This is a genomic window from Micromonospora sp. U21 (assembly GCF_018070045.1).
In the GTDB taxonomy this organism is placed as follows: Bacteria; Actinomycetota; Actinomycetes; order Mycobacteriales; family Micromonosporaceae; genus Micromonospora.
Genome location: NZ_JAGPYK010000008.1, coordinates 153,649 through 174,935, shown reverse-complemented (window position 1 = coordinate 174,935; position 21,287 = coordinate 153,649). Strand labels below are relative to the sequence as shown.

Below are 21,287 nucleotides of genomic sequence, written 5' to 3'. Positions count from 1 at the left end.
CGGCCGCTCCCAGACGGCGCGCCGCGCGCACCAGCCGGCCCGCCGCCACACCCACGTCGAGCCGGGCTCCGCTACCGCTCACTGACCGACCCGGCCGTCGATCCGCTCGCGAAACAGGTCGGCGTGCCCGTTGTGCCGCGCGTACTCCTCGATCATGTGCACCAGCAGCTCACGCAGCACGATGGTGTCGCCCTTGCGTTGCCGCCCCTGCACCCCGAGGTCCGACGCCTCGACGAACCGCTCGGCGAACTCCACCTCCGCCCGCCAGGCACGCCACGCCTCCGCGACCATCTCCGGATCAGCCACCGCACCGTCGAAATCGCCGTCGGGATCGTCGTCCGAGCAGTAGAGCCTGGGTGCGTCCTGGCCGGCCATCGTTCGCCGGAACCAGCCGCGCTCCACCTCGGCCAGGTGCCGGATCAGACCGAGCAGCGACATCGTCGACGGCGGTACCGGCCGCCGGGCCATCTGGTCGACGTCCAGGCCGTCGCACTTGAGCTGAAAGGTCAGGCGCTGGTCGCGCAGGTACTCGACGAGGATGGTCCGCTCGTCGAGGAAGTTGCGGTGGGAACGGGGATCGTCGTCCGGGTGAACGAACAGGTCCGCCCAACCGAAGGTCCTGGTGGGCTCACCGTCGGAGGTCGTCGCGCCGGAGTCGGCGAGGGAGTCAGCCATACGACGACCCTCGTCGATCCCCGACCGGGTCCGCAACCTGGATCAGGCTCGCTGGCGGGGTTGAGCAAGGTGCCGCCTACCAGGAATCTGCCGTTATGCATCACCGAGCGTCGGATGGTGACCGTGGACTGCCCCCGCCGGCCGCCGTGAATATGGCACGGATGGCTTCCTCGTCAGGCAAGCTGCCGCCACTCGTGACGATCTCAGCCACGCCCTCGGCCGCTGAACGATCGACGGTTTCATAGCGATCGAAGTTTCGGTGGCCGTTTACGAAGCGCGCAACCAGATCCGGATCGTAGGCCCAGACTCTGCTGCGGTGGTCCCAGAGGATTGCCTGGCCCAGGCCGACATCCATGACGAACAGCCCGGCCGGGGCCAGCCTCTCGTCGAGTCGGTAGAGCACGTACTAGGAGAGCTCGCAGGCCACCTAACTCGCCGCCAGCTCGGGGTCCGCGCCCGGGTCACCGGCAGCGCGAAGCTGCTCCTCGAACATCACGAATGTCCGCTGTCGGATTCCTCGGATGAGAGCCTGTTCTCTAGGCGTCAGGTGACGCCCTTCGGCGTCTGCCAGGTCTTCGATGGAGCGCACCGTCTCGTAGAGGGCGAAGATCGGTCCCTCACCGCTGAGATAATGCGCCCGGAATGCTTCCACCTCCTGCACGAAATCTTCGGTCGTACGGCGGAACACCTCTCCTCCGACATCGAACACTATCTCTCCGAACAAGTCGTTCCTCTCCTGCCAGGCACCCGTGCCGATATATACCCGCCAGACCCTGGCACCACCGTCAGGTGTCTCCACGATCTTCACCGGCGATTGGTAATACATGTAGTAGGAGGGGAGCACCAGGCCCGGCATTTCGGTCATCACGCGTCTCCCTCGTACGTCGACTGCAATGCCTGCCAGAACAACAGTTGCTGGCGACGCAGGATCCCATCGGCGATCGATTCCTCACGCCTCGTCAAGGCTCGGCCCTCCGCTCGGGCAATGGCCTCCACGTCACGGCGCACCTCATACAGCGCATGCTCCCAGGTCGCTATCACGTCGAGCGCGGCCAGGTGCAGCCGGAGCTCGGCGAGATGGCCGTTCCGCATTCGCACCACGAGTTGCACGTCGCGGTAGCCACTGTCCTCGGGCGACACGAACCTGTCTTCACAGCTCACAACCAGGACATTGGGGTGATCGCGAATCCGGCTGAGAGCGGCGTAGAGATCATCCAGGCAGCGGAATTCGACCTTCGCGGCGGCAAGGTCGAGCAACCTGGACGCATCGCCCTGATACTTGTTCACCTTGTCCTCGGCCCGGCGTCGATCCTTGGGTTGAGAACGCCAGCCGGGCTCGCCGACACGACGACCATCGACTTCGGCCAGGGAGACCGCCAGTTGGTTCAGCTCGGTCTGCGCCACGACTGCCGCGGAGTAGAGATCATCTAGGTAGCGCGCCCGGTAGGCATCGTCAGCGCAGCGGTGGTTGTCGAATCCTGCCTGCGCCACCGGGCCCCGGCGCACCTGGATGCTGGTGCTGATCCTCAATTGCTCGCCGGTGAGCGGAGTCGGCTCTGGCTTGGGGACCCCCCTGTCGGCCGTAGCTTCCAGTCCCACTGACTCCTGCTGAGCGACATCGTCGAGCACCTCACCGAGGGCGTCAATCGCCTGCTGATGACTCGCCAGGTGATGCACGGTCAGCGGGCGAGCCGTCAGCGAGTTCGCGAGTTCCGGCGTGGTCAGGATCATCCGCGCCAGATCGGGTTGTTGTACCAACTGCCGGACCAGGATCTCGGCCAACTTGGGCGCGGTCGCCGGCGGCTCCCGTCCAGCGCTGTCCAGCATGTCGCGGACGCGGACATCGGCGAACAGCCGCGTCAGATCCCGGGCCGACGCCTCGTCCAACTCTGGCACCAGCCGTCGCAGTGTCGACGGGTCCACGGCCGTCGCGAACTGAGCGGGACTCACCCCGCCCACGAAAACCTCGTCCAGGCTGCCAGCCACCGACACAGCCCCAGCCGGGCCGCCGCTTGCCTTCGGCTCCCCGTGAGCAAGGCCCGACGGCTCGGCGTCATGCGATGGCGACGGCGCCTCCGCCGAACCCGGACCGTCCAGCAGCAGGTGCATCCGGTTGATGTACGGGTCGCCGTGGCCGCCGTCGTCGCGCGCCGGCGGGTGGTCCGGCAGGTCGGGACGCTCGCTGAACCGGCCCCGGGGCAGCCCGCCGAGCGGCATCGGCCGGCCGTCGCCGCTCAGCACCAGCGCGTCGATGCCGACCACGTCGGGGTACAACGGCCGGTCCCGGATGAGGCCGGTCTGCGGGTCGACGTAGAGCACCGTGCCGTTCTGGTTGAGCGCCACCCAGGCGTGCGAGCCACCGTGCGCCCACTCGGTGACCAGGAACGCGTAGCTGCCGTGGCCTCCCAGCAGCAGTTGGTCGTGCAGGTTGGCGTAGCCCCGCTCGGCGGTCCGCCTTGCCTGGGTCGAATTCGGCCGTTGACCGCCGGGCGGGGCGAGGAGCTGCTGGAAGCGTCCACCGGTCACGTCCTCGACCCGGCCCGGGCCGCCCGCCTCGCCCCGGATCGGGCGCCGGGTGTCACCGTCCAGGTAGCCGTCGAAGGTGCGCGGCGCCGACACCCGCGGTCGCCCGTGCATCCACGTCTCGAACAACGACAGCGTGCAGTCGAGGCAGTTGATGCCCCGGGTGGCGTCGGCCCGGGGACCGCCGTCGTTCAGGAGCCGGAACCAGCCGCCCCGGCGTGGGTCGGCGGTGCGGGTGACGGTGCCGTCCGGCTCGCGGGGCATCCGCCGTTCGACGTCGACCTGGTGCAGGGCCAGCGGCGGACGGAGCCCGCCGGGCCGCCCGTACGGCCGGGAGTCGTCGATCGGCGGTGGTACGCCGTCGCCGGTGAGCACCGACCGGTCGACGGTCTCCACCGCACCGAGGGCGAGTGCGCCCACGTCCTCGTTGGCCTGCCGGAAGTGGGCGTCGCCGATGTCCACGACCCGTGGCGCCGTGGCGCCGGCCAGCACCGCGTCGGCAAGGTCGTGGCATTCGGAGTACGCGCGCATCTCGTCGTACGAGGTCCGCTGCCAGCCGTCGGCCCAGCGCGGGTGACCGGCTTGGCGCAACTGCCGGGCGTAGCTGGCGTACTCGGCGGCCCGGCGGTCGTGCTCCGCTGCCCGGGCGCGCAACCGATCGGCCTCGGACTGCCGGCGGTTGTTCTCGAACGAGGTCCGCTGGAACTCGTAGTAGCCCTGGTAGCGCCGCCGCTCGACGGCGTCCGCCTCGGCGGCCCACCGGGCCGCGTACCAGTCGCGGTCTTCCAGGGTGGGCAGCGACGGATCGTCGACCGCCGCGACGTCGGTGGGGATCGGCGCCCGGCCGCGAGCCGGATGCGGGGGTACGCGGACCGGCGGGGGCGCGTCCCGCGTCGGAAAGGCGGATCGACCCACCAGCGAACGGGTAGCCGTTGCGCCCCAGGCGCCGGCCACCGGCGCGCCCGGCGTGCTGACGACGCTGGGTGGCGGGCCGACCGCCGGGCCGGTCGACGTGACCGGCGGCGGTGGACCGGTCACGGTCGGCGCGACCGCACCCGGTGTGGTGGCGTGCGGGCTGGCCGGGTTGCCGGGCACGACACCGGCGGCCGGCCCGCTGGTCGGGTCGAGGGTGCCCGGCACGGGAGCGGCGACCGAGGAGAGCATGGGATCGGCGGCCACGGCGGAGAGCGTCGGATCTGCCGCGACCGGAGGCGGTGCACCCGGTCGGTCGACCGGCTGCGGCACAGGAAGGTCGCCGGGCTCGTCCGACGAGGGCCCGGTCTCGGGTGGGAGCAGCGAACGGCCCGATCCGGCCTCGACCTCGGACAGCCCGACGACGCCCAGCGGCGACGACCCGTTCGTGGATTGCGGCAGGTCGACCGCGCCCGGGTACGTCGGATCCTCAGCGCGGGCCGGCGGCACGGGATCGGGCACCACCACCGGCGTCGGCGTGTGGTCGGGCGCCACCGGCACCGGCGATGCGACCACGTCCACCCCGGCGACCGACGCCGACGCCTGCGCCGGGACCACCGAAGACGGAACCAGACCAGTCGAAGCCACCGCAGGAGAGGCCGCAGCGGAGGAAGCCGCCTCAGGAGGGACCGCCGCAGCAGCGGCCACCGGAGCGACCGCTGTGAGGGAGGGTCCGGCGAGTGGGGCGCCGGCGAGGGCGGCGGTCTGCGCGTCGAGCCGGGCGTGCAACGCGCGGTCGGCCTGCCCGGTCGCCGAACCGGTGGCACCGGACGCGGCGGCCCGCACCGCGTCCTCCACCGAGGTCAGACCCTGGCCGGTGGCGAGGCTGGCGGCGCTCTCGGCGAGCACCTCGCCGGTCATCTCCCGCCCCAGGTGCTCACCGACCCGCGCCGCGCGCCCGGTCGCGTGCCGGCCCAGGCCGGCCAGCGGCGCGACCGCCCCGCCGGCGAGTCCGCCGACCGCCGACGCGCCGAGATCGGTCAGGTCAACGCCGTGCGCGCGCCCGGTCGAGGTCTGGTACGCCTGGGTGGCGAGGCTGATCCCGGCCTCCTCCCCCGCCTCCTCCAACCCCCCACGGGCGGCTCGCGTGGCGAGCCCGCGTACACCGCCCCGCGTGACCTCCTTGGCCGCCCGCTCGCCGGCCTCCTTGAGCCCGTGCTTGAGGGACTTGCTGGCCAGTTGGCCCATCAGCCGCTTGACGATCTGCTGGATCAGCAGCCGGGTCGCGGTGATCGCCGCGCCCGCCGCCGGGGATGCGGCACCGGCGGTGAGCAGCGCCGTCACCGCGACCGCGAGCAGCTCGACGACGAGGATGCCCAGCTCGATCCAGACTTCCAGCTTGGCGCCCTCGATGTCGCAGCCACACTCCTCGACCAGCCGGCCCAGGTCGGCGGTGACCGCGAGCAGCACCGGCAGCGGTGCGTCGTCGCCCTCGGCGATCGCCCGCCAGGTCGCCTCGAACGCGGCGTCGACCATTCCGACGCCGCCGTATCCGCTGCGTACCTCGGCGGCTGCCGCGGCGGCGTCGGTGTGCGGGCCGGCGAGCACGGCGGCGACGTCGTACCACCGGTCGGCGACGTCCCAGACGGCTCGCTCGTTCCCCTCCGGCCACTGCACGCCGACCGCCCAGTCGAGGGCCTCGTAGATCCAGCCGGGCACGTCCCAAGGTGCGTAGTCCAGTGGGTGCGGAATCGGGCTGGGCAGCACGCTCATCCGGATCGCCCCGCCGTCAGCGCTGGTCGGCGGCCCGGTCGAGCCGGGCGGCGCTGGTCCCGTCGGTCTGCACGCTCGCGTCGACGGTGCGGACCACGTCGGTGCCCAGCTCGGTGAGTCGGTGCCCGGCACCCGTCCAGGCCCGCAGGACGATCTGCTCGATGCCGCGGTAGCTCCGCTCGAACGCGGCGCCGATGTCGTCGCGGCCCCAGGGCCGGGCGCCGCTGGCGGCTTCGATCTCGCCGCCCTCCGCCGCGCGGCGGGCCGTCACCGCCTCGCCGGCGAGGGCCAGATCGGCACCGCCCCGACGGGCCCGGCCCGGATCGAGCCAGAGCTGCTCATCGGTCATGCCGGCTCCTCGCCCCGCCCGAGCACGGCATCGGCACGGCCGAGCAGCGCGCCGTAGTCCCCGGTACGCAGGAACTCCGCCGACCCTGAGCCGGTCGGCATGCTGCCGGCCACCAGCTCGTGGGTGGCTTCGGTGGCGGCGGCGGTGGCTGCGCGGACCGTCTCGGTGATCTTCCGGCTCAGCGCCTCGGCGTCGCGGTCCTGGTAGACGGCCGGGTCCAGCTCGACCGCGACCAGTTGGCCCCGGGCGCCGACGGTCGCGCTCACCTGCCCGTCGGCTGACCGCCGGGTCACCCGCAGCTCGGCGAGTCGCGTCCGCAGAGTGTCCAAGTTGGACCTGAGCTGCTGGTACTGGCCGTACACGTCGTCGAATCGGGCCCGTAGCTCGCGATTGGCGTCCCGGTCCACGCGTTCGCTCACCGCCGCTCCTCCCGTCACCGTCGGTAGGGCGCACCATACCGGCTGCCACCGATCCGCGTAGTCCGGTAGTTTCGGTACGTGATCGACCGTCAACAGGCCGAGCAGCTCGCGGCCGCCTGGGCGCACCGGGATTCGCTGCGGCTCGGCTACGAGTGCACGCCGACGGTCGACGAGTTCGACCTCGGCTACGTCATCCTGTCCACTGTGGCCACGCAGGAGCGGGCGCTCCCCGGCGACCTGCCGACCACGGTGGTCGACAAGGCGACCGGCGAGGTGACCACCTGGCCGCGGGTGCCGACCCAGGTGGTGGCGGAGATGTACCGGCGCAGCCGGCCCGACCGACCCGCCGCTCCCCGCACGGTCGAGCCGGAGAGCCGGCTACTGCGGGAGATCCACCGGCTGCCGACCCCGGACACCGTCGCGCACCTGACCGTGGGGGGCCGGATCTGGACGGCCCAGGGCGCGAAGGGCGACGGGCGACTGCGTCACCATCCGCTGGTCCGCGCATACCTCGACGAGCTGCCGGCCGGCGCGCTGGTGCGCGGCGGCGACCGGCACGCCGAGCTGATCGTCGTCTCCGACGTGCTGCACGAGTACGACCACCGGCGGGCCGCCGAGGGCATCGCCCCGATGGGCCCGGGCGAGGCGGCGACGCTGCTGGAGGACGCCCGGTTCGAGACCTTCCGGGTCCGTGAGCCGGGTGACCCGGCTGGCGGTCCGGCCGAACGCCCCTGCGATTCGTGCATCAACTTCCTGGTGCACGTCAACGTGTTGCCGATCTCGCAGCGGGCCTTCTCGGAGCCCTGGCACCCGGAGGCCGCACCCGACCCCGACCCGGGCCGCTTTCCACCGGAGGTGGCCAACCCGCTGGTGGCGGCCGGCTGGCGGCCGCACATCGGGGATCAACTCATGGCCGCCGCGGCGGTGCGGGACGTCACCGCCGTGTCGGGGCAGGCCCATCAGCACGCGGCCTTCCCCGCCGCCGTGGAGGCGCTGACGGCGTTCCCCAGCCTGGTCGGCGCGCGGCGTGGCCCGGGCGAGCGGGTGTGGATCTCGCGCTTCGACATCCGTCCGCACACCATTTCGCACACCGCCGACACACTCGCCGGCTTCGGGGCGGTGCTCGGCGTACGGCTCTTCCCGATCGGCACCGAGCAGCAGGACAGCATCCTGGCGGTGGACGAGCGTGGCCGGGTCTTCGCACTGGACCAGGCCGGCGAGTGGTTCCTCGGCGACACCATCGACGCCGCGCTGACCACCCTGTTGCTCGGCCGTGCCCCCGCCCGGGTCCGCGACGACGGCTCCTGGCGGGTTGGCTAGAGCGCGAGTCCGGTCAGCACCATGACCCGCGGCTCGGTGTAGTCGTCCATCGCGCTGCGCAACCCCTCGCGGCCAACGCCGCTGCCCTTGACCCCGCCGTACGGCATCTGGTCCGCCCGGTACGACGGCACGTCACCGACGATCACCCCGCCCACCTCCAGCGACCGCGCGGCGGAGAAGGCCACGTCCAGGCGCCGGGTGAACACGCCCGCCTGCAACCCGTACGCCGAATCGTTGACCGCGGTGAACGCGGCCTGGTCGTCGGCGACCGGGGCGACCACGAGCACCGGGCCGAACACCTCCTCGGCGACGACCTTGGCGCCCGCCGGCACGCCGGTGAGGACGGTCGGCGGGTACGTCGCGCCGTCGCGCTCGCCGCCCACCTCGACGGTGGCGCCGGCCGCCACCGCCTCGGCCACCCACGTCTCGACCCGGCGGGCCGCCTCCTCGGACACCATCGGGCCCACGTCCGTCAGCTCGGAGGCGGGGTCGCCGGTACGCAGCGCCCGCACCGCCGCCACCAGCCGGGGCAGGAAGTCGGCGAAGAGGGTGTGGTGCACGTACATCCGTTGGACGGCGATGCACGACTGGCCGGCCTGGTAGTTGGCGAAGGTGGCGATCCGCTTCGCGGCGAAGGTCAGGTCCTCGTCGGCCGTCCAGTCCGCGCAGATCACCGCGGCCGCGTTGCCGCCCAGTTCCAGCGTCACGTGCTTGTCGGGCGCCTGCCGACGGATGGCCGCGCCGACCGGCCCGGACCCGGTGAACGACACGACCGGCAGTCGGGGGTCGGTGACCAGCTCGGCGGCGCGGGAGTTCGGCAGTGGCAGGACCGAGAACATGCCGGCCGGCAGCTCGGTCTCGGCCAGCAGCTCGCCGAGCAGCAGCGCGGACAGCGGCGTCGCCGGGGCCGGCTTGACGATGATCGGCGCGCCGACCGCGATGGCCGGGGCCACCTTGTGCGCGACCAGGTTGAGCGGGAAGTTGAACGGCGCGATGCCCAGCACGGGCCCCTTCGGCACTCGCCGGACCAGGGCGATCCGTCCGCTGGCGGCCGGGTCGGTGTCGAGGCGTTGCAGTTCCCCGGAGAAGCGCCGGGCCTCCTCTGCCGCCCACCGGAAGGTGGACACGGCTCGCCCGACCTCGGCCCGGGCCCACTTCACCGGCTTGCCGTTCTCGGCGGTGATCAGCGCCGCGACCTCCTCGGCACGTTCGGCGAGCCGCCGGGAGACGTGGTCCAGGGCCGCCGCTCGGGCGTGCGCGGGCAGGGCCGCGGCCTGCGCGGCCACTCCGGTCGCCGCCGCGACGGCGGCCTCGACCTGGTCGGCCGTGGCGAGGGTGGTACGCCCCACCGGGCGACCGTCGTACGGGTGGTGGACGGTCAGCTCGCCCTCGCCGTGAGCGGGGCGGGAGGCGACGAAGAAGGCTGCGGGCTCCACGCCGAGCAGCGTAGACGAGAGACCAGCCGACGGAAACAGTCGCCGCGACCCTTGTCTGCCGCGAATTCAGTAGCCAAGATGGCAGACAGATTGCGATAACCGCCGCAGACCGCACCCCCGGCCCCCTCGGAGAGATCCAGCCATGAGTGACCAGCAGCAGCTGCGCAACTTCGTCAACGGCTCCTACGTCGAACCGGCCGACGGCGGCTACGCCGACCTGATCGACCCCTGCACCGGTGAGGTGTTCGCCCAGGCCCCGGTGTCCGGCGCGGCGGACGTGGACGCGGCGATGACCGCTGCCGCGACCGCCTTCGAGAGCTGGCGGGAGGTCACCCCGGCCGAGCGGCAGCGGGCCATGCTCAAGCTCGCCGACGCCGTGGAGGCCCGGGCGGCGGAACTGGTCGACGCCGAGGTCCGCAACACCGGCAAGCCGCGCCAGCTCACCGCCGAGGAGGAGCTGCCGCCGGCGGTGGACCAGTTCCGCTTCTTCGCCGGCGCCGCCCGACTGCTGGAGGGGCGGTCCGCCGGGGAGTACATGGCCGGCCACACCTCGTACGTGCGACGCGAGCCGATCGGCGTCTGCGCCCAGGTCACCCCGTGGAACTACCCCCTGATGATGGCGGTCTGGAAGATCGCCCCGGCACTCGCCGCCGGCAACACGGTGGTGCTCAAGCCGTCGGACACCACGCCGGTGTCGACGCTGCTGCTCGCCGAGATCGCCGCGGAGTTCTTCCCGCCGGGCGTGCTCAACGTGGTCTGCGGCGACCGGGACACCGGTCGTACCCTCGTCTCGCACCCGACCCCGCAGCTGGTGTCGATCACCGGCTCGACCCGCGCGGGCATGGAGGTCGCCGCTGCGGCGGCCCCCGACCTGAAGCGGACCCACCTGGAGCTGGGCGGCAAGGCCCCGGTGGTGCTCTTCGACGACGCGGACGTGGCGGCGGCTGCCGAGGCCATCGCGCTGGGCGGCTACTTCAACGCTGGGCAGGACTGCACGGCGGCCACGCGGGTGCTCGCCGGGCCGGGCATCCACGACGACTTCGTGGCAGCGCTCGCCGGGCAGGCCCGCACCACCAGGACCGGCGCACCGGACGACGCCGACGTGCTCTACGGCCCGCTGAACAACGCCAACCAGCTCGCCCGGGTCAGCGGCTTCGTCGACCGGCTGCCGGACCACGCGGCGATCCAGACCGGCGGCTCACGGCAGGGCGAACGCGGCTACTTCTACGCGCCGACCGTGGTCTCCGGGCTCCGCCAGGCCGACGAGATCATCCAGGACGAGGTGTTCGGGCCGGTCATCACCGTGCAGCGGTTCTCCGACGAGGACGAGGCGGTGCGCTGGGCCAATGGCGTCGACTACGGCCTCTCGGCGTCGGTCTGGACGAAGGACCACGGCCGGGCGATGCGGATGACCCGGCGGCTGGACTTCGGCTGCGTCTGGGTGAATACGCACATCCCGTTCGTCTCCGAGATGCCACACGGCGGCTTCAAGCACTCCGGGCACGGCAAGGACCTCTCGGTCTACAGCCTGGAGGACTACACCCGGATCAAGCACGTCATGCACAACATCGAAGGTTGATACCTGTGACCACATCCGAAGAGCTGCACAAGCGGCGCGGGGCGGCGGTCGCCCGGGGCGTCGGCAGCGTCATTCCGTCCTACGTGGACAACGCCGGCGGAGGGACCCTCACCGACGTCGACGGCCGGGAGTGGATCGACTTCGCGGCCGGCATCGCGGTGACCAGCGTCGGCAACTCCGCGCCGAAGGTGGTCGAGGCGGTACGGGCGCAGGTCGAGCGGTTCACCCACACCTGCTTCATGGTCGCGCCGTACGAGTCGTACGTGGCGGTGTGCGAGCAGCTCAACGCGCTGACGCCGGGCGGGTTCGAGAAGCGCTCGGCCCTGTTCAACTCCGGCGCCGAAGCGGTGGAGAACGCCGTGAAGATCGCCCGGCACGCCACCGGTCGTCCGGCGGTCGTGGTCTTCGACCACGCGTACCACGGCCGAACCAACCTGACCATGGCGTTGACCGCGAAGAACATGCCGTACAAGCACCGGTTCGGGCCGTTCGCCGGTGAGATCTACCGGGTGCCGATGTCGTACCCGCTGCGCGACGGCGGGCTGTCCGGCGCGGACGCGGCGGCGCGGGCGATCGAGATGATCGAGAAGCAGGTCGGCGCGGAGAACGTCGCCGCGCTGCTGATCGAGCCGATCCAGGGCGAGGGCGGCTTCGTGGTGCCCGCGCCGGGTTTCCTGCCGGCACTGCGCGACTGGGCGACGACGGCCGGGGTGGTCTTCGTCGCCGACGAGATCCAGACCGGCTTCTGCCGCACCGGCGACTGGTTCGCCTGCCAGCACGAGGGCGTCGAGCCCGACCTGGTCACCCTGGCCAAGGGCATCGCCGGCGGCCTACCACTGGCGGCGGTGACCGGCCGGGCCGAGCTGATGGACGCGGTGCACGTCGGCGGGCTCGGCGGCACGTACGGCGGCAACCCGCTCGCCTGCGCCGCCGCGCTGGCCACCATCGAGACCATGCACGATCTGGACCTGGCCGGCGCGGCCCGCCGGATCGAGGCCGTGCTGGCTCCCCGGCTGCGGGCCATCGCCGAGCGGGACCCCCGGATCGCCGAGGTACGCGGTCGGGGCGCGATGCTCGCCGTCGAGCTGGTGCAGCCGGGCACGCTCATCCCCGACCCGTCGGCCACGGCGGCAGTCTCGGCCGCCTGTCACTCCGCCGGCCTGCTCACCCTGACCTGCGGCACGTACGGCAACGTGCTGCGCTTCCTACCCCCGCTGGTGATCTCCGACGCCCATCTCACCCGCGGCGCCGACATCCTCGACGCCGCCTTCCGCTGACCGAAGGAAGGGCACCTTGTTAACGCCTGGTGCATAAGAAGGGGCCCTTCCTAACGGCAGGGTCAGCGGAGCACCTCGACGGTGTTGCGGCGGACCACGTTCTTGCCCGGCTCGCGGATCTGGTCCATCGCCGCGGTGTTGAGCAGCACGCAACTGCCCGACGGGCCGGTCACCGTCACCGTGGTCGCCCGATTGTTGTCCAGGTTGGTCACCCGCAGCCGCGTACCCACCGGGAACTGCCCGCTGGCCGCCGCCGGCACTCCGCCCTCGGCGAAGAACGTGATCGCGCCCGAGCAGGCCGAGCGGGGCGCCGGGCCCGGCGCGCCGGGAGACGCGGCACCGGGGCGGACCGTGCCGGCTGCCGGCGGCGCGGCGGGCGGCGCGGCCTCGCCGTCGAGACGTTCCACCACGTTGCGGCGGACCACGTTCTTCCCCGGCTCCCGGACCAGCTCCATCGCGGCGGCGTTGAGCAGCACACAACTGCCCGACGGGCCGGTCACCGTCACCGTGGCCGCCCGGTTGTTGTCCAGGTTGGTCACCCGCAGCCGCGTACCCACCGGGAACCGGTCGCTGGTCGCCGCCGGCGCGCCGCCCTCCGCCGAGAAGGTGACCGAGCCCGAGCAGACGGACCGACCCGCCGGTGCGGTTCCGGCGAACCCGAAACCGGTCCCCACCGCCACGCCCGCCGCGGCGAGCACCGCCACGGTCGCCGCCAGCACGTGCCTGCGCTGCACCCTCATCGCCGTCACTCCCGTCCTCGGTGGGTACTTCACCGCCTGGTACGGATGGGAGTGCCCTACCGTTCACCCCACACGGACACCGATCCGCGTGGCGGCCGGATCGACCGGCCCGTACCGGGTGCGCGGCGCCCCGGTGACCAGCGCCCAGTAGCGGTCCCCGTACGACCAGTGCCACCACTCGGTCGGGTAGTTCACCAGCCCGGCGCCGCCGAGCGCGTCCACCATGATCTGCCGGTGCCGCCGGGCGGCCGCGTCGATGGTGGGGGCGTCGGTGAAGCAGGCGTCCGCGCTGTCCTCCGGCGTGGCGTCGAGGGCCGTGCCCAGATCCAGCTCCACGCCGTCGTCGGTGCACAGGGTCAGATCCACCGCCCCGCCAGTGCTGTGCGGGGCCACCTCGACCGGCGAGACGAACTTGGCGGTTTCCCGGTGCAGCCGCTCCGGGGACCAGCCCGGGTGCCGTATGCGCAGCTCATCCCGGTAGCCGGTGAAGATGGCCAGCTGGGCCTGGTACGGCCGGTACCCCTCGATAACCAGCAGGCGCACCCCGGCAGGCAGCGCACGCTGCGCGGCCAGCAGCCGGTCCGCGACGCCGGCGCGCAGCCGGGCGTACGCGCCGGACGGGTCGGCCGCGCGCCCGTCCAGTCGCAGCTCCGGCAGCTCGCGCAGGTCCACCAGGGGGTCGCCGTCGTCGGCGCTGGGCACCGCGGCCACCCGAGGATCGGAGAGCAGGATCATCGGGCGCTCCGCCTGGCGGTCACGGGTCGGGCCGCGTGCCGGGTACGAGCCAGCTCGACCAGCCGGTCCACCACCTCGCGGTAGCCGACACCGACAGCCGCCCACACCTTCGGGTACATGGAGTGCGCGGTGAAGCCGGGCATCGTGTTCAGCTCGTTGACGTACAGCTCACCGGTCGTCTCGTCGTACAGGAAGTCGACCCGGGCCAGGCCCCAGCCGCCGATCGCGGCGAACGCGCGCAGCGACAGCTCGCGAACCCGCTCGGTCACCTCGTCCGGCAGCACAGCCGGGACGATCATGGGGTCGGCGTCGCCGAAGTACTTCTGCTGGTAGTCGAACCAGCCGCCGGCGACGCGCACCTCGCCCACGGCCGACGCCTCCGGGCGCCAGCCGCCGAGCACCGCGCACTCCAACTCGCGGCCGGTGACCCCCTGTTCGACCATGACGAGCTGGTCGTGCCGGAGCGCCTCCTCGATGGCGGCGGCCAGGTCGTCGCCCTCCGCGACCCGGGAGATCCCGATCGAGGAGCCCATGCTGGCGGGCTTGACGAACAGCGGCCGGCGCAGGCCGAGCACCAGCTTCTCCGGGTCGTCGGTCGCGCGGTAGGTGTGCGCGTCGAACGCGACGTGCGGGGTGATCGGGATGCCGTCGGCACGCAGCACCCGCTTCATCGCCACCTTGTTCATGCCCACGGCGGAGGCCAGGATGCCGCACCCGACGTACGGCACGTCCAACGACTCCAGCAGCCCCTGCACCACCCCGTCCTCACCGAACGGGCCGTGCAGCACGGGGAAGACCACGTCCAGTTCGGCGTGCACCGCGCCGGGGGCGTTCACCGCGGACACCTGAACGGTGCCCGGGCGCGGGCCGGAGCGCAGCTCGACCGCCGGCCCGGTCACCGCCAGCCGGTCGTCGATGGCCCGCTCCGCGGCGGGCCGGTCGCGCAACTCGGCCAGCACCGCGTCAGGCACCAGCCGGAACGCGCCGGTGCGGGTGACACCGATGGCGACCGTGCGGTACCCGCCCCCGGCCAGCGCCCGGGCCACGCCGAGTGCGGAGGCACAGGAGACCTCGTGCTCCGCCGACGGGCCGCCGAACAGGATTCCGATCCGAGTTGGCGCGCTCATGCCGCCGCTCCTTCCACAGTCGTCAGCTCGGCGAGCCGCTGGACCGTCAACCGGGCCACCAGCGCCGCTTCCACGTTTCCGCCGGTCAGCACCACGCCGACCGTTCGTTGCCGCCGCACACCGGACTCGGTGGCGCACCGGAGCGCACCGGCCAGACCGGCCGCCCCGGACGGCTCGACCAGCAGCTTCAGCTCCATCAGGAGCAGCCGGAAGGCCGCCGCGATCTCCTCGTCGTCGACCCGGACGACCCCGCGCAGGGCGGTCCGCAGGATGGCGAACGGCAGTTCACCCACGCAGGACGGCCGCAGCCCGTCGGCGATCGTGGGTGCCGGGGTGACCGGAACCCGCTCGCCGGCCGCGAGGCTGCGGGCCAACGAGTCGCAGCCCACCGGCTCCACGCCGTACACCTCGATGCCGGTGCCGGCGGCGGCCAGGCAGGCGCCCGCCACCCCGCCGCCGCCACCGACCGGGACCACCAGCGCGTCCAGGGGCGTTCCGAGACGCTCCGCCTCCTCAATCAGCTCCAGGCTGGCGCTGCCCTGCCCGGCGATCACGTCCGGGTGGTCGTACGCGTCGATGACGGGGTGACCGGTCTCGTCGCTGAGCGTCCGGGCCGCCGCGACCCGCTCCTCGACGCTGCTGCCGGCGAACATCACCCGCGCCCCCGCTGCCCGGGCCCGATCGACCTTGGTCGACGCCGCGTCGACCGGCAGCACCACGGTGGCCGTGAGCCCGTGCCGCCGGGCCGCCAACGCCACGGCCACCGCGTGGTTGCCGGTGCTCTGCGCGATCACCCCGGCGTGCCCGGCCGTGGCGAGGCGGCCGACCGCCCGCAGCGCGCCGCGCATCTTGTACGAGCCGCCGTCCTGGAGGTTCTCCGCCTTGAGCAGGACCCGGGCCCCGGCCAGCCCGTCGATCACCGGGGACCGCAGCACGGGCGTACGGACCACCCGGCCGGAGAGCCAGGAGGCGGCCTCCTCGACGTCGGCGCGGCGCAGACCGGCCGGGGCAGCGGTGCGAGACATGGTTCTCCTTCTGTCGCGCTGCGGCCGGGACCGGGTCCACGGCTGGCAGAGGGTTGTTTTCGGGCACGCCGAAGGCAGGGATGCCGCGACACGCGGAACCCGGGACGGCGTGGGAGTGCTAGGGCGGGGTGGGTAGCTGGACGTCCACCCGCAGGCCGCCGTCCTCGGCGGGTCGGGCCGCGATGATGCCGTCGTGCGCCTGGGTGATCGAGCGGGCGATGGCCAGGCCGAGACCGGCGCCGCCGCCGTGCGAGGTGCGATCCCGGGCGAGGCGGCGGAACGGCTCGAAGAGGCCGGCCACCGCCTCGGACGGCACGGGCTGCCCGGTGTTGACCACGGACAGGGCGGGCGTGCCGCCGACCGTGACGGTCAGCGCGCCGCCGCGCCGGTTGTACTTGATTCCGTTCTCCACCAGGTTCGTGACGAGGCGTTCCAGCAGCACCCGCTCGCCGATGACGACCCGGGGCGTGAAGTGCGTGTCGATGGTCACGGCGGCGTCCCGCGCGCGGTCCCGGTACCCGGTGAGCACCGCGCCGGCGATCTCGTCGAGCCGCTGCGGGGTACGCGAGCGCAGGCCCTGGTCGCTCTCGCTGAGCGCGAGCAGGCCCTCGATCAGCCGCTCGTTGCGCTCGTTGGTCTCCAGCAGCTGGCCGGTCAACAGCTCCAGTTGCTCGGCGGTGAGCGACCGGGCCATCCCGACCTCGATCAGCGTCCGCTGCACCGCCAGCGGAGTGCGCAGCTCGTGCGAGGCGTTCGCGGCGAACCGCCGCTGCCCCTCGTACCCGGCGGAGACGCGCTCCATCATCTCGTCGATCGCGCGGGACAGTCGGGCCAGCTCGTCGCGACCCCGGGGCCGGATCCGGTGGCCGAGGTTCTGCGGGCCGAGGTGCCCGATCGGCTCGGCCAGGTCGCGGACCGGGCGCAGGCACCACACCGCGCCGAACCAGAGCGCCACCAGGGTGGTCAGGACCACGACCAGCACGGCCAGCACCGGCAGCACGAACGCGACCTGGCGTACCGGCGCGCAGACCTCCATCAGGCCGGGCACGGGCAGGTCGCAGAGCCCCCGGCCGCGGGACCAGATCAGCCCGGTCAGCCACCCGCCGACCGCCGGCAGGAGCGGCCCGGCCAGCAGCGCCAGCAGACCCACCAGCAGCACCCGGCGACGGGGGGTCCAGCTCACGCCGCGCCGCCGAGCCGGTAGCCGGCCTTGGGCACGGTGTGGATGACCGCCGGGTCGCCGAGCTTCTTGCGCAGGGTCATCACGGTGACCCGTACGGCGTTGGTGAACGGGTCGGCGAACTCGTCCCAGGCCTGCTCCAGCAGCTCCTCGGCGCTGACCACCTGCCCGGCGGCGCGCAGCAGCACGCGCAGCACGGCGAACTCCTTCGGGCTCAGCGCCAGCGGGCGGCCGTCCCGGGTGGCCACGTGCCGGGCCACGTCCAGCACCACACCGTCCTGGATCAGCACCGGCGGGAGCGCCGGAGTGGACCGCCGGCCGAGGGCCTGCACCCGGGCGACCAGCTCGGCGAAGGCGAACGGCTTGGTCAGGTAGTCGTCCGCGCCGAGGTCCAGACCGGCCACCCGGTCCCGGATGCCGGCCGCCGCGGTGAGCAGCAGCACCCGGGTGCCCACCTGCGAACCGGCGATGCTGCGGCACACCTCGTCGCCGGTGTGCCCGGGCATGTCCCGGTCCAGGACCGCCACGTCGTACCGGTTCACGCCGATCCGCTCCAGCGCACCGTCGCCGTCGTAGCAGACGTCGACGGCCATCGCGAGGCGTCGCAGCCCTTCGGCCACCGTGTCCGCCAGCAACCGCTCGTCGTCCGCCACCAGCACCCGCACGTTTCCGCTCCCCGTGGTTCCGCTCGTCCGGCATACCGTGGCAGGCCGAGGTTAAGGGTTCTGTAAAGAACTCTGCGCCATCCGTCCCAGGGGCACCGGGCGGTTGGCGATCAGGGGTGAGCTGCGTCACGATGGGGGCCGAGGAGGTCGCCCGATGGCTGACCCGTGGCTCGCCCTGGAGTTCGGCGTCGATCCGGCGGAGCGGATCGCGCAGGTCGGCGCCGCCCACGAGGCGTTCCTCGCCGCCGGCGCCGCGCCGCACCGGGTGCGGGAGGTGGTACGCCGCTCGTGGGAACGCTCGGCGCGGCTCGACCCGGAGGCCACTCCGCCCGTCGACCTGACCGACGACGCGCTGGCGGGCTACCGGGCCGCTCACCCGCTGGCCCGGGTGCTGCCGCTGTTCCGGGACCTGCTGGGCGGCATCGCACAGGACGGCGCACACCTGATGGCGGTCTGCGACGCGTACGGGCGGCTGCTCTGGGTGGAGGGCCACCCGGGGGTGCGCCGGCACGCCGAACGGATGAACTTCGTGCCCGGCGCCCTGTGGGACGAGAGGCACGCCGGCACCAACGCCCCCGGCACCGCGCTGGCCGTCGACCACAGCGTGCAGATCTTCGCCACCGAGCACTTCAGCCGGCCGGTGCAGCGCTGGACCTGCGCCGCAGCGCCGATCCACGACCCGGCCACCGGGCGGCTGCTCGGCGCCGTCGACATCACCGGCGGCGACCACCTGGCCAACCCGCACAGCCTGGCGCTGGTCCGGGCCACCGCCCGGGCCGCCGAGGCGCAGCTCGCCACCGACCGACCGGTGGAGCCCGGCGTCGCCACGGTGACCGCGCTCGGCCGGGACGAGGCGGAGCTGCGGGTCGACGGCCGGCGGATCCGGCTCGGCCGCCGGCACAGCGAGCTGCTGGTGCTGCTGCTGCATCATCCCGAGGGGCGCACCGGCGAACAGCTCGGCCTCGACCTGTACGGGGACGACCGGCTGCACCCGGTCACCCTGCGCGCGGAGCTGTCCCGGCTGCGCCGGGTGCTCGGCCCCGAACTGCTCGACTCCCGCCCGTACCGGCTGCGCGGCACCGTCCGCGCCGACTTCACCATCGTCGCCGACCGGTTGGACCAGGGCGATCCGGCGGGCGCGCTCGACGCGTACTCCGGGTCGTTGCTGCCCGGCTCGGACGCGCCGGGAGTGACGCGACTGAGCCGCCTCATCGACGGGCAGCTCCGCGCGGCCGTGCTGGCCACCGCGGACCCGGCGCTGCTCGCGGCCTGGACCGCGACGCCCGCCGGGGCCGACGACCTGACCGCGTGGCAGGCCCTGGCGCGGGCGTTGCCGACGGGCGCGCCACGCCGGCCGCTCGCGCTCGCCCGCATCGACCAGCTCGCCGGGGAGTACGACCTGACGCGCGCAACGTGGCTGCAACGTTCCTGAAACTAACGTCGCCGTCGGCACACCCGCACAACGACGGCGGAGGTAACCATGACGGGCTACGACGCGCCCACCCACTGGCAGTCCCGTTACGACCACTTCATCGGCGGCGAGTACGTCAAGCCGCACGGTGGCGGCTACTTCGAGAACCCGACCCCGGTCACCGGGCAGACCTTCACCGAGGTGGCCCGAGGCACCGCCCCGGACGTCGAGAGGGCCCTGGACGCCGCGCACGGCGCCGCCGACGCCTGGGGGCGCACCTCGGTGGCCGAGCGGGCGCTGATCCTCAATCGCATCGCCGACCGGATGCAGGAGAACCTGGAGTCGCTGGCCATCGCCGAGACGTGGGAGAACGGCAAGCCGATCCGCGAGACGCTGGCCGCCGACATCCCGCTCGCCATCGACCACTTCCGGTACTTCGCCGGGGCGATCCGGGCCCAGGAAGGCTCGCTCGGCGAGCTCGACGACGACACCGTCGCGTACCACTTCCACGAGCCGCTCGGCGTTGTCGGGCAGATCATCCCGTGGAACTTCCCGATCCTGATGGCCACCTGGAAGCTGGCGCCCGCGCTGGCCGCCGGCAACGCCGTGGTGCTCAAGCCGGCCGAGCAGACCCCGGCGTCCATCCACTACTGGCTGTCGCTGGTGGCGGACCTGCTGCCGCCGGGCGTGCTCAACATCGTCAACGGTTTCGGCGTGGAAGCCGGCAAGCCCCTGGCGTCCTCGGCGCGGGTGGCGAAGGTGGCGTTCACCGGTGAGACCACCACCGGGCGGCTGATCATGCAGTACGCCAGTGAGAACATCAAGCCGGTCACGCTGGAGCTCGGCGGCAAGAGCCCGAACATCTTCTTCGACGACGTCAGCGCGTCCCGCGACGACTTCTTCGACAAGGCGCTCGAGGGCTTCACCATGTTCGCTCTCAACCAGGGCGAGGTCTGCACCTGCCCGTCGCGGGCGCTGATCCAGCAGGGCCACTACAGCGACTTCCTCGCCGCGGCGGTCGCGCGCACGGAGGCGATCGTCGCCGGGCATCCCCTCGACACCGACACGATGATCGGGGCGCAGGCCTCCAACGACCAGTTGGAGAAGATCCTGTCCTACCTGGACATCGGCCGGCAGGAGGGCGCCCGGGTGCTCACCGGCGGGTCCCGCGCGGACCTGGGCGGCGAGCTGTCCGGCGGGTACTACGTCGAGCCGACGATCTTCGAGGGCGACAACTCGATGCGGGTCTTCCAGGAGGAGATCTTCGGACCGGTGGTCTCGGTGACCTCCTTCGCCGACCTCGACGACGCCGTCAAGACCGCGAACGACACGCTGTACGGGCTGGGCGCGGGTGTCTGGACCCGGGACATGAACACCGCCTACCGGGCCGGGCGGGCCATTCAGGCGGGCCGGGTGTGGACCAACTGCTACCACGCGTACCCGGCGCACGCCGCCTTCGGCGGGTACAAGCAGTCCGGCATCGGCCGGGAGAACCACAAGATGATGCTGGAGCACTACCAGCAGACCAAGAACCTGCTGGTCAGCTACTCGACCCAGAAGCTCGGCTTCTTCTGATGTCCGTCGTCTCCGTCACCCCCGCCGCGGCCGACCTGATCCGGTCGCTGCGGGGGCGGCACGGGCCGCTGATGTTCCACCAGTCCGGCGGCTGCTGCGACGGCAGTGCCCCGATGTGCTACCCGGCGGGCGAGTTCCGCACCGGCTCCTCCGACGTCCTGCTCGCCTCGCTCGTCGTGGACGGGGTGCCGGAGCCGGTCGAGTTCTGGATGTCGACCGCCCAGTGGGAGCTGTGGAAGCACACGAGGCTCACCGTCGACGTGGTCCCGGGCCGAGGCAGTGGCTTCTCCCTGGAGGCCCCCGACGGCCTCCGCTTCCTCATCCGCTCCCACCTCGCCGCCTAGGTCACCCCGCACCGGTGGAGTGGGCGGCGGCGGAGGCATGCCGCGCTGGTGAGCGTTATACCTCTGAGGCATCAATATGACTCAGGGGTATAACGCTCAAACCCAGTCCTCTCCCGCGCGGGATAACGCCGCATGGCGTTGGGCGCGCCGCAGGATCAGTCGCAGGCGGTGCCGTCGCCGTCGCGGTCCAGGTCGTAGATGTCGTCGCCGATGACCTTGACG

General features: G+C 72.7%; 19 protein-coding genes. 6 read left to right on the top strand and 13 right to left on the bottom strand.

Translation table 11 applies throughout. The features are described 5' to 3' along the window. Positions 1–78: 78 nt before the first annotated feature. From KBX63_RS13680 to KBX63_RS13655, 6 genes are all read right to left on the bottom strand, one after another. The gene (locus KBX63_RS13680) at positions 79–675 is read right to left on the bottom strand and encodes a DinB family protein (RefSeq protein ID WP_210911388.1); all 597 of its coding nucleotides are present in this window, start codon (positions 673–675) and stop codon (positions 79–81) included. A 100-nt stretch (positions 676–775) separates the two neighbouring features. Further along, positions 776–1,078, bottom strand: coding sequence for a hypothetical protein (locus KBX63_RS13675; RefSeq protein ID WP_210911387.1), 303 nt, complete (start codon positions 1,076–1,078; stop codon positions 776–778). Between the two features lie 24 nt (positions 1,079–1,102). After that, a complete protein-coding gene (locus tag KBX63_RS13670; RefSeq protein WP_210911386.1) occupies positions 1,103–1,540 on the bottom strand; it encodes a hypothetical protein in 438 nt (145 codons plus the stop codon). After that, a complete protein-coding gene (locus tag KBX63_RS13665) occupies positions 1,540–5,883 on the bottom strand; it encodes a toxin glutamine deamidase domain-containing protein (protein WP_210911385.1) in 4,344 nt (1,447 codons plus the stop codon). Before KBX63_RS13665 ends, KBX63_RS13670 begins: the two co-directional genes overlap by 1 nt. Positions 5,884–5,899: 16 nt before the next feature. After that, complete coding sequence (locus tag KBX63_RS13660) at positions 5,900–6,232, bottom strand: hypothetical protein (protein ID WP_210911384.1); 333 nt, start codon at positions 6,230–6,232, stop codon at positions 5,900–5,902. After that, positions 6,229–6,651 (bottom strand): YbaB/EbfC family nucleoid-associated protein, encoded by a 423-nt coding sequence (locus KBX63_RS13655; protein WP_210911383.1) that lies wholly within the window; start codon positions 6,649–6,651, stop codon positions 6,229–6,231. The genes KBX63_RS13660 and KBX63_RS13655 overlap by 4 nt, the downstream gene beginning before the upstream one ends. Positions 6,652–6,729: 78 nt before the next feature. On the opposite strand from KBX63_RS13655, the gene KBX63_RS13650 reads away from it, so the two are divergent. Further along, on the top strand, positions 6,730–7,971 hold the full coding sequence (locus tag KBX63_RS13650; protein ID WP_210911382.1) for an SUKH-3 domain-containing protein: 1,242 nt from the start codon (positions 6,730–6,732) through the stop codon (positions 7,969–7,971). Here the strand turns inward: KBX63_RS13650 and KBX63_RS13645 are convergent. Continuing rightward, a complete protein-coding gene (locus KBX63_RS13645; RefSeq protein ID WP_210911381.1) occupies positions 7,968–9,407 on the bottom strand; it encodes an aldehyde dehydrogenase family protein in 1,440 nt (479 codons plus the stop codon). The genes KBX63_RS13650 and KBX63_RS13645 overlap by 4 nt on opposite strands. A 142-nt stretch (positions 9,408–9,549) precedes the next feature. Here KBX63_RS13645 and KBX63_RS13640 point away from each other — a divergent pair, with 142 nt between their 5' ends. Both KBX63_RS13640 and gabT read left to right on the top strand, forming a co-directional pair. Beyond that, positions 9,550–10,986 carry a gamma-aminobutyraldehyde dehydrogenase gene (locus KBX63_RS13640; RefSeq protein WP_210911380.1) on the top strand — a complete coding sequence of 479 codons (1,437 nt, stop codon included), beginning with the start codon at positions 9,550–9,552 and terminating at the stop codon, positions 10,984–10,986. A 5-nt stretch (positions 10,987–10,991) separates the two neighbouring features. Beyond that, positions 10,992–12,263, top strand: coding sequence for a 4-aminobutyrate--2-oxoglutarate transaminase (gabT, locus tag KBX63_RS13635; protein WP_307871707.1), 1,272 nt, complete (start codon positions 10,992–10,994; stop codon positions 12,261–12,263). A gap of 62 nt (positions 12,264–12,325) precedes the next feature. Here the strand turns inward: gabT and KBX63_RS13630 are convergent, their stop codons facing one another. From KBX63_RS13630 to KBX63_RS13605, 6 genes are all read right to left on the bottom strand, one after another. After that, positions 12,326–13,003: a DUF5979 domain-containing protein gene (locus tag KBX63_RS13630; protein WP_210911378.1), complete on the bottom strand. Its 678-nt coding sequence runs from the start codon at positions 13,001–13,003 to the stop codon at positions 12,326–12,328. 63 nt (positions 13,004–13,066) lie between these two features. Next, the gene (locus tag KBX63_RS13625; RefSeq protein WP_210911377.1) at positions 13,067–13,738 is read right to left on the bottom strand and encodes a M15 family metallopeptidase; all 672 of its coding nucleotides are present in this window, start codon (positions 13,736–13,738) and stop codon (positions 13,067–13,069) included. Then, positions 13,735–14,865, bottom strand: coding sequence for a D-alanine--D-alanine ligase family protein (locus KBX63_RS13620; protein ID WP_210911376.1), 1,131 nt, complete (start codon positions 14,863–14,865; stop codon positions 13,735–13,737). Before KBX63_RS13620 ends, KBX63_RS13625 begins: the two co-directional genes overlap by 4 nt. Further along, on the bottom strand, positions 14,862–15,890 hold the full coding sequence (locus KBX63_RS13615) for a threonine/serine dehydratase (protein WP_210911375.1): 1,029 nt from the start codon (positions 15,888–15,890) through the stop codon (positions 14,862–14,864). Before KBX63_RS13615 ends, KBX63_RS13620 begins: the two co-directional genes overlap by 4 nt. A 118-nt stretch (positions 15,891–16,008) precedes the next feature. After that, positions 16,009–17,073, bottom strand: coding sequence for a HAMP domain-containing sensor histidine kinase (locus KBX63_RS13610; RefSeq protein WP_210911374.1), 1,065 nt, complete (start codon positions 17,071–17,073; stop codon positions 16,009–16,011). Then, complete coding sequence (locus KBX63_RS13605; protein ID WP_210911373.1) at positions 17,070–17,735, bottom strand: response regulator transcription factor; 666 nt, start codon at positions 17,733–17,735, stop codon at positions 17,070–17,072. The genes KBX63_RS13610 and KBX63_RS13605 overlap by 4 nt, the downstream gene beginning before the upstream one ends. Positions 17,736–17,889: 154 nt before the next feature. Here KBX63_RS13605 and KBX63_RS13600 point away from each other — a divergent pair, with 154 nt between their 5' ends. The 3 genes from KBX63_RS13600 to KBX63_RS13590 are packed head-to-tail and all read left to right on the top strand — an operon-like array spanning position 17,890 to position 21,065. Next, complete coding sequence (locus KBX63_RS13600; RefSeq protein ID WP_210911372.1) at positions 17,890–19,167, top strand: GAF domain-containing protein; 1,278 nt, start codon at positions 17,890–17,892, stop codon at positions 19,165–19,167. 48 nt (positions 19,168–19,215) lie between these two features. Further along, positions 19,216–20,721 (top strand): aldehyde dehydrogenase, encoded by a 1,506-nt coding sequence (gene adh / locus KBX63_RS13595; protein WP_210911371.1) that lies wholly within the window; start codon positions 19,216–19,218, stop codon positions 20,719–20,721. Continuing rightward, on the top strand, positions 20,721–21,065 hold the full coding sequence (locus KBX63_RS13590) for a DUF779 domain-containing protein (protein ID WP_374102216.1): 345 nt from the start codon (positions 20,721–20,723) through the stop codon (positions 21,063–21,065). The genes adh and KBX63_RS13590 overlap by 1 nt, the downstream gene beginning before the upstream one ends. The last annotated feature ends 222 nt before the right edge of the window (positions 21,066–21,287 follow it).

What these genes read in the sequence shown, in the direction of transcription:
- adh (WP_210911371.1), top strand. Translation starts at nt 19,216, where the DNA reads ATGACGGGCTACGACGCGCCCACCCACTGGCAGTCCCGTTACGACCAC.
- KBX63_RS13670 (WP_210911386.1), bottom strand. Translation starts at nt 1,540, where the DNA reads ATGACCGAAATGCCGGGCCTGGTGCTCCCCTCCTACTACATGTATTAC.
- KBX63_RS13620 (WP_210911376.1), bottom strand. Translation starts at nt 14,865, where the DNA reads ATGAGCGCGCCAACTCGGATCGGAATCCTGTTCGGCGGCCCGTCGGCG.
- KBX63_RS13615 (WP_210911375.1), bottom strand. Translation starts at nt 15,890, where the DNA reads ATGTCTCGCACCGCTGCCCCGGCCGGTCTGCGCCGCGCCGACGTCGAG.
- KBX63_RS13600 (WP_210911372.1), top strand. Translation starts at nt 17,890, where the DNA reads ATGGCTGACCCGTGGCTCGCCCTGGAGTTCGGCGTCGATCCGGCGGAG.
- KBX63_RS13590 (WP_374102216.1), top strand. Translation starts at nt 20,721, where the DNA reads ATGTCCGTCGTCTCCGTCACCCCCGCCGCGGCCGACCTGATCCGGTCG.
- KBX63_RS13630 (WP_210911378.1), bottom strand. Translation starts at nt 13,003, where the DNA reads ATGAGGGTGCAGCGCAGGCACGTGCTGGCGGCGACCGTGGCGGTGCTC.
- KBX63_RS13625 (WP_210911377.1), bottom strand. Translation starts at nt 13,738, where the DNA reads ATGATCCTGCTCTCCGATCCTCGGGTGGCCGCGGTGCCCAGCGCCGAC.
- KBX63_RS13660 (WP_210911384.1), bottom strand. Translation starts at nt 6,232, where the DNA reads ATGACCGATGAGCAGCTCTGGCTCGATCCGGGCCGGGCCCGTCGGGGC.
- KBX63_RS13680 (WP_210911388.1), bottom strand. Translation starts at nt 675, where the DNA reads ATGGCTGACTCCCTCGCCGACTCCGGCGCGACGACCTCCGACGGTGAG.
- KBX63_RS13665 (WP_210911385.1), bottom strand. Translation starts at nt 5,883, where the DNA reads ATGAGCGTGCTGCCCAGCCCGATTCCGCACCCACTGGACTACGCACCT.
- KBX63_RS13640 (WP_210911380.1), top strand. Translation starts at nt 9,550, where the DNA reads ATGAGTGACCAGCAGCAGCTGCGCAACTTCGTCAACGGCTCCTACGTC.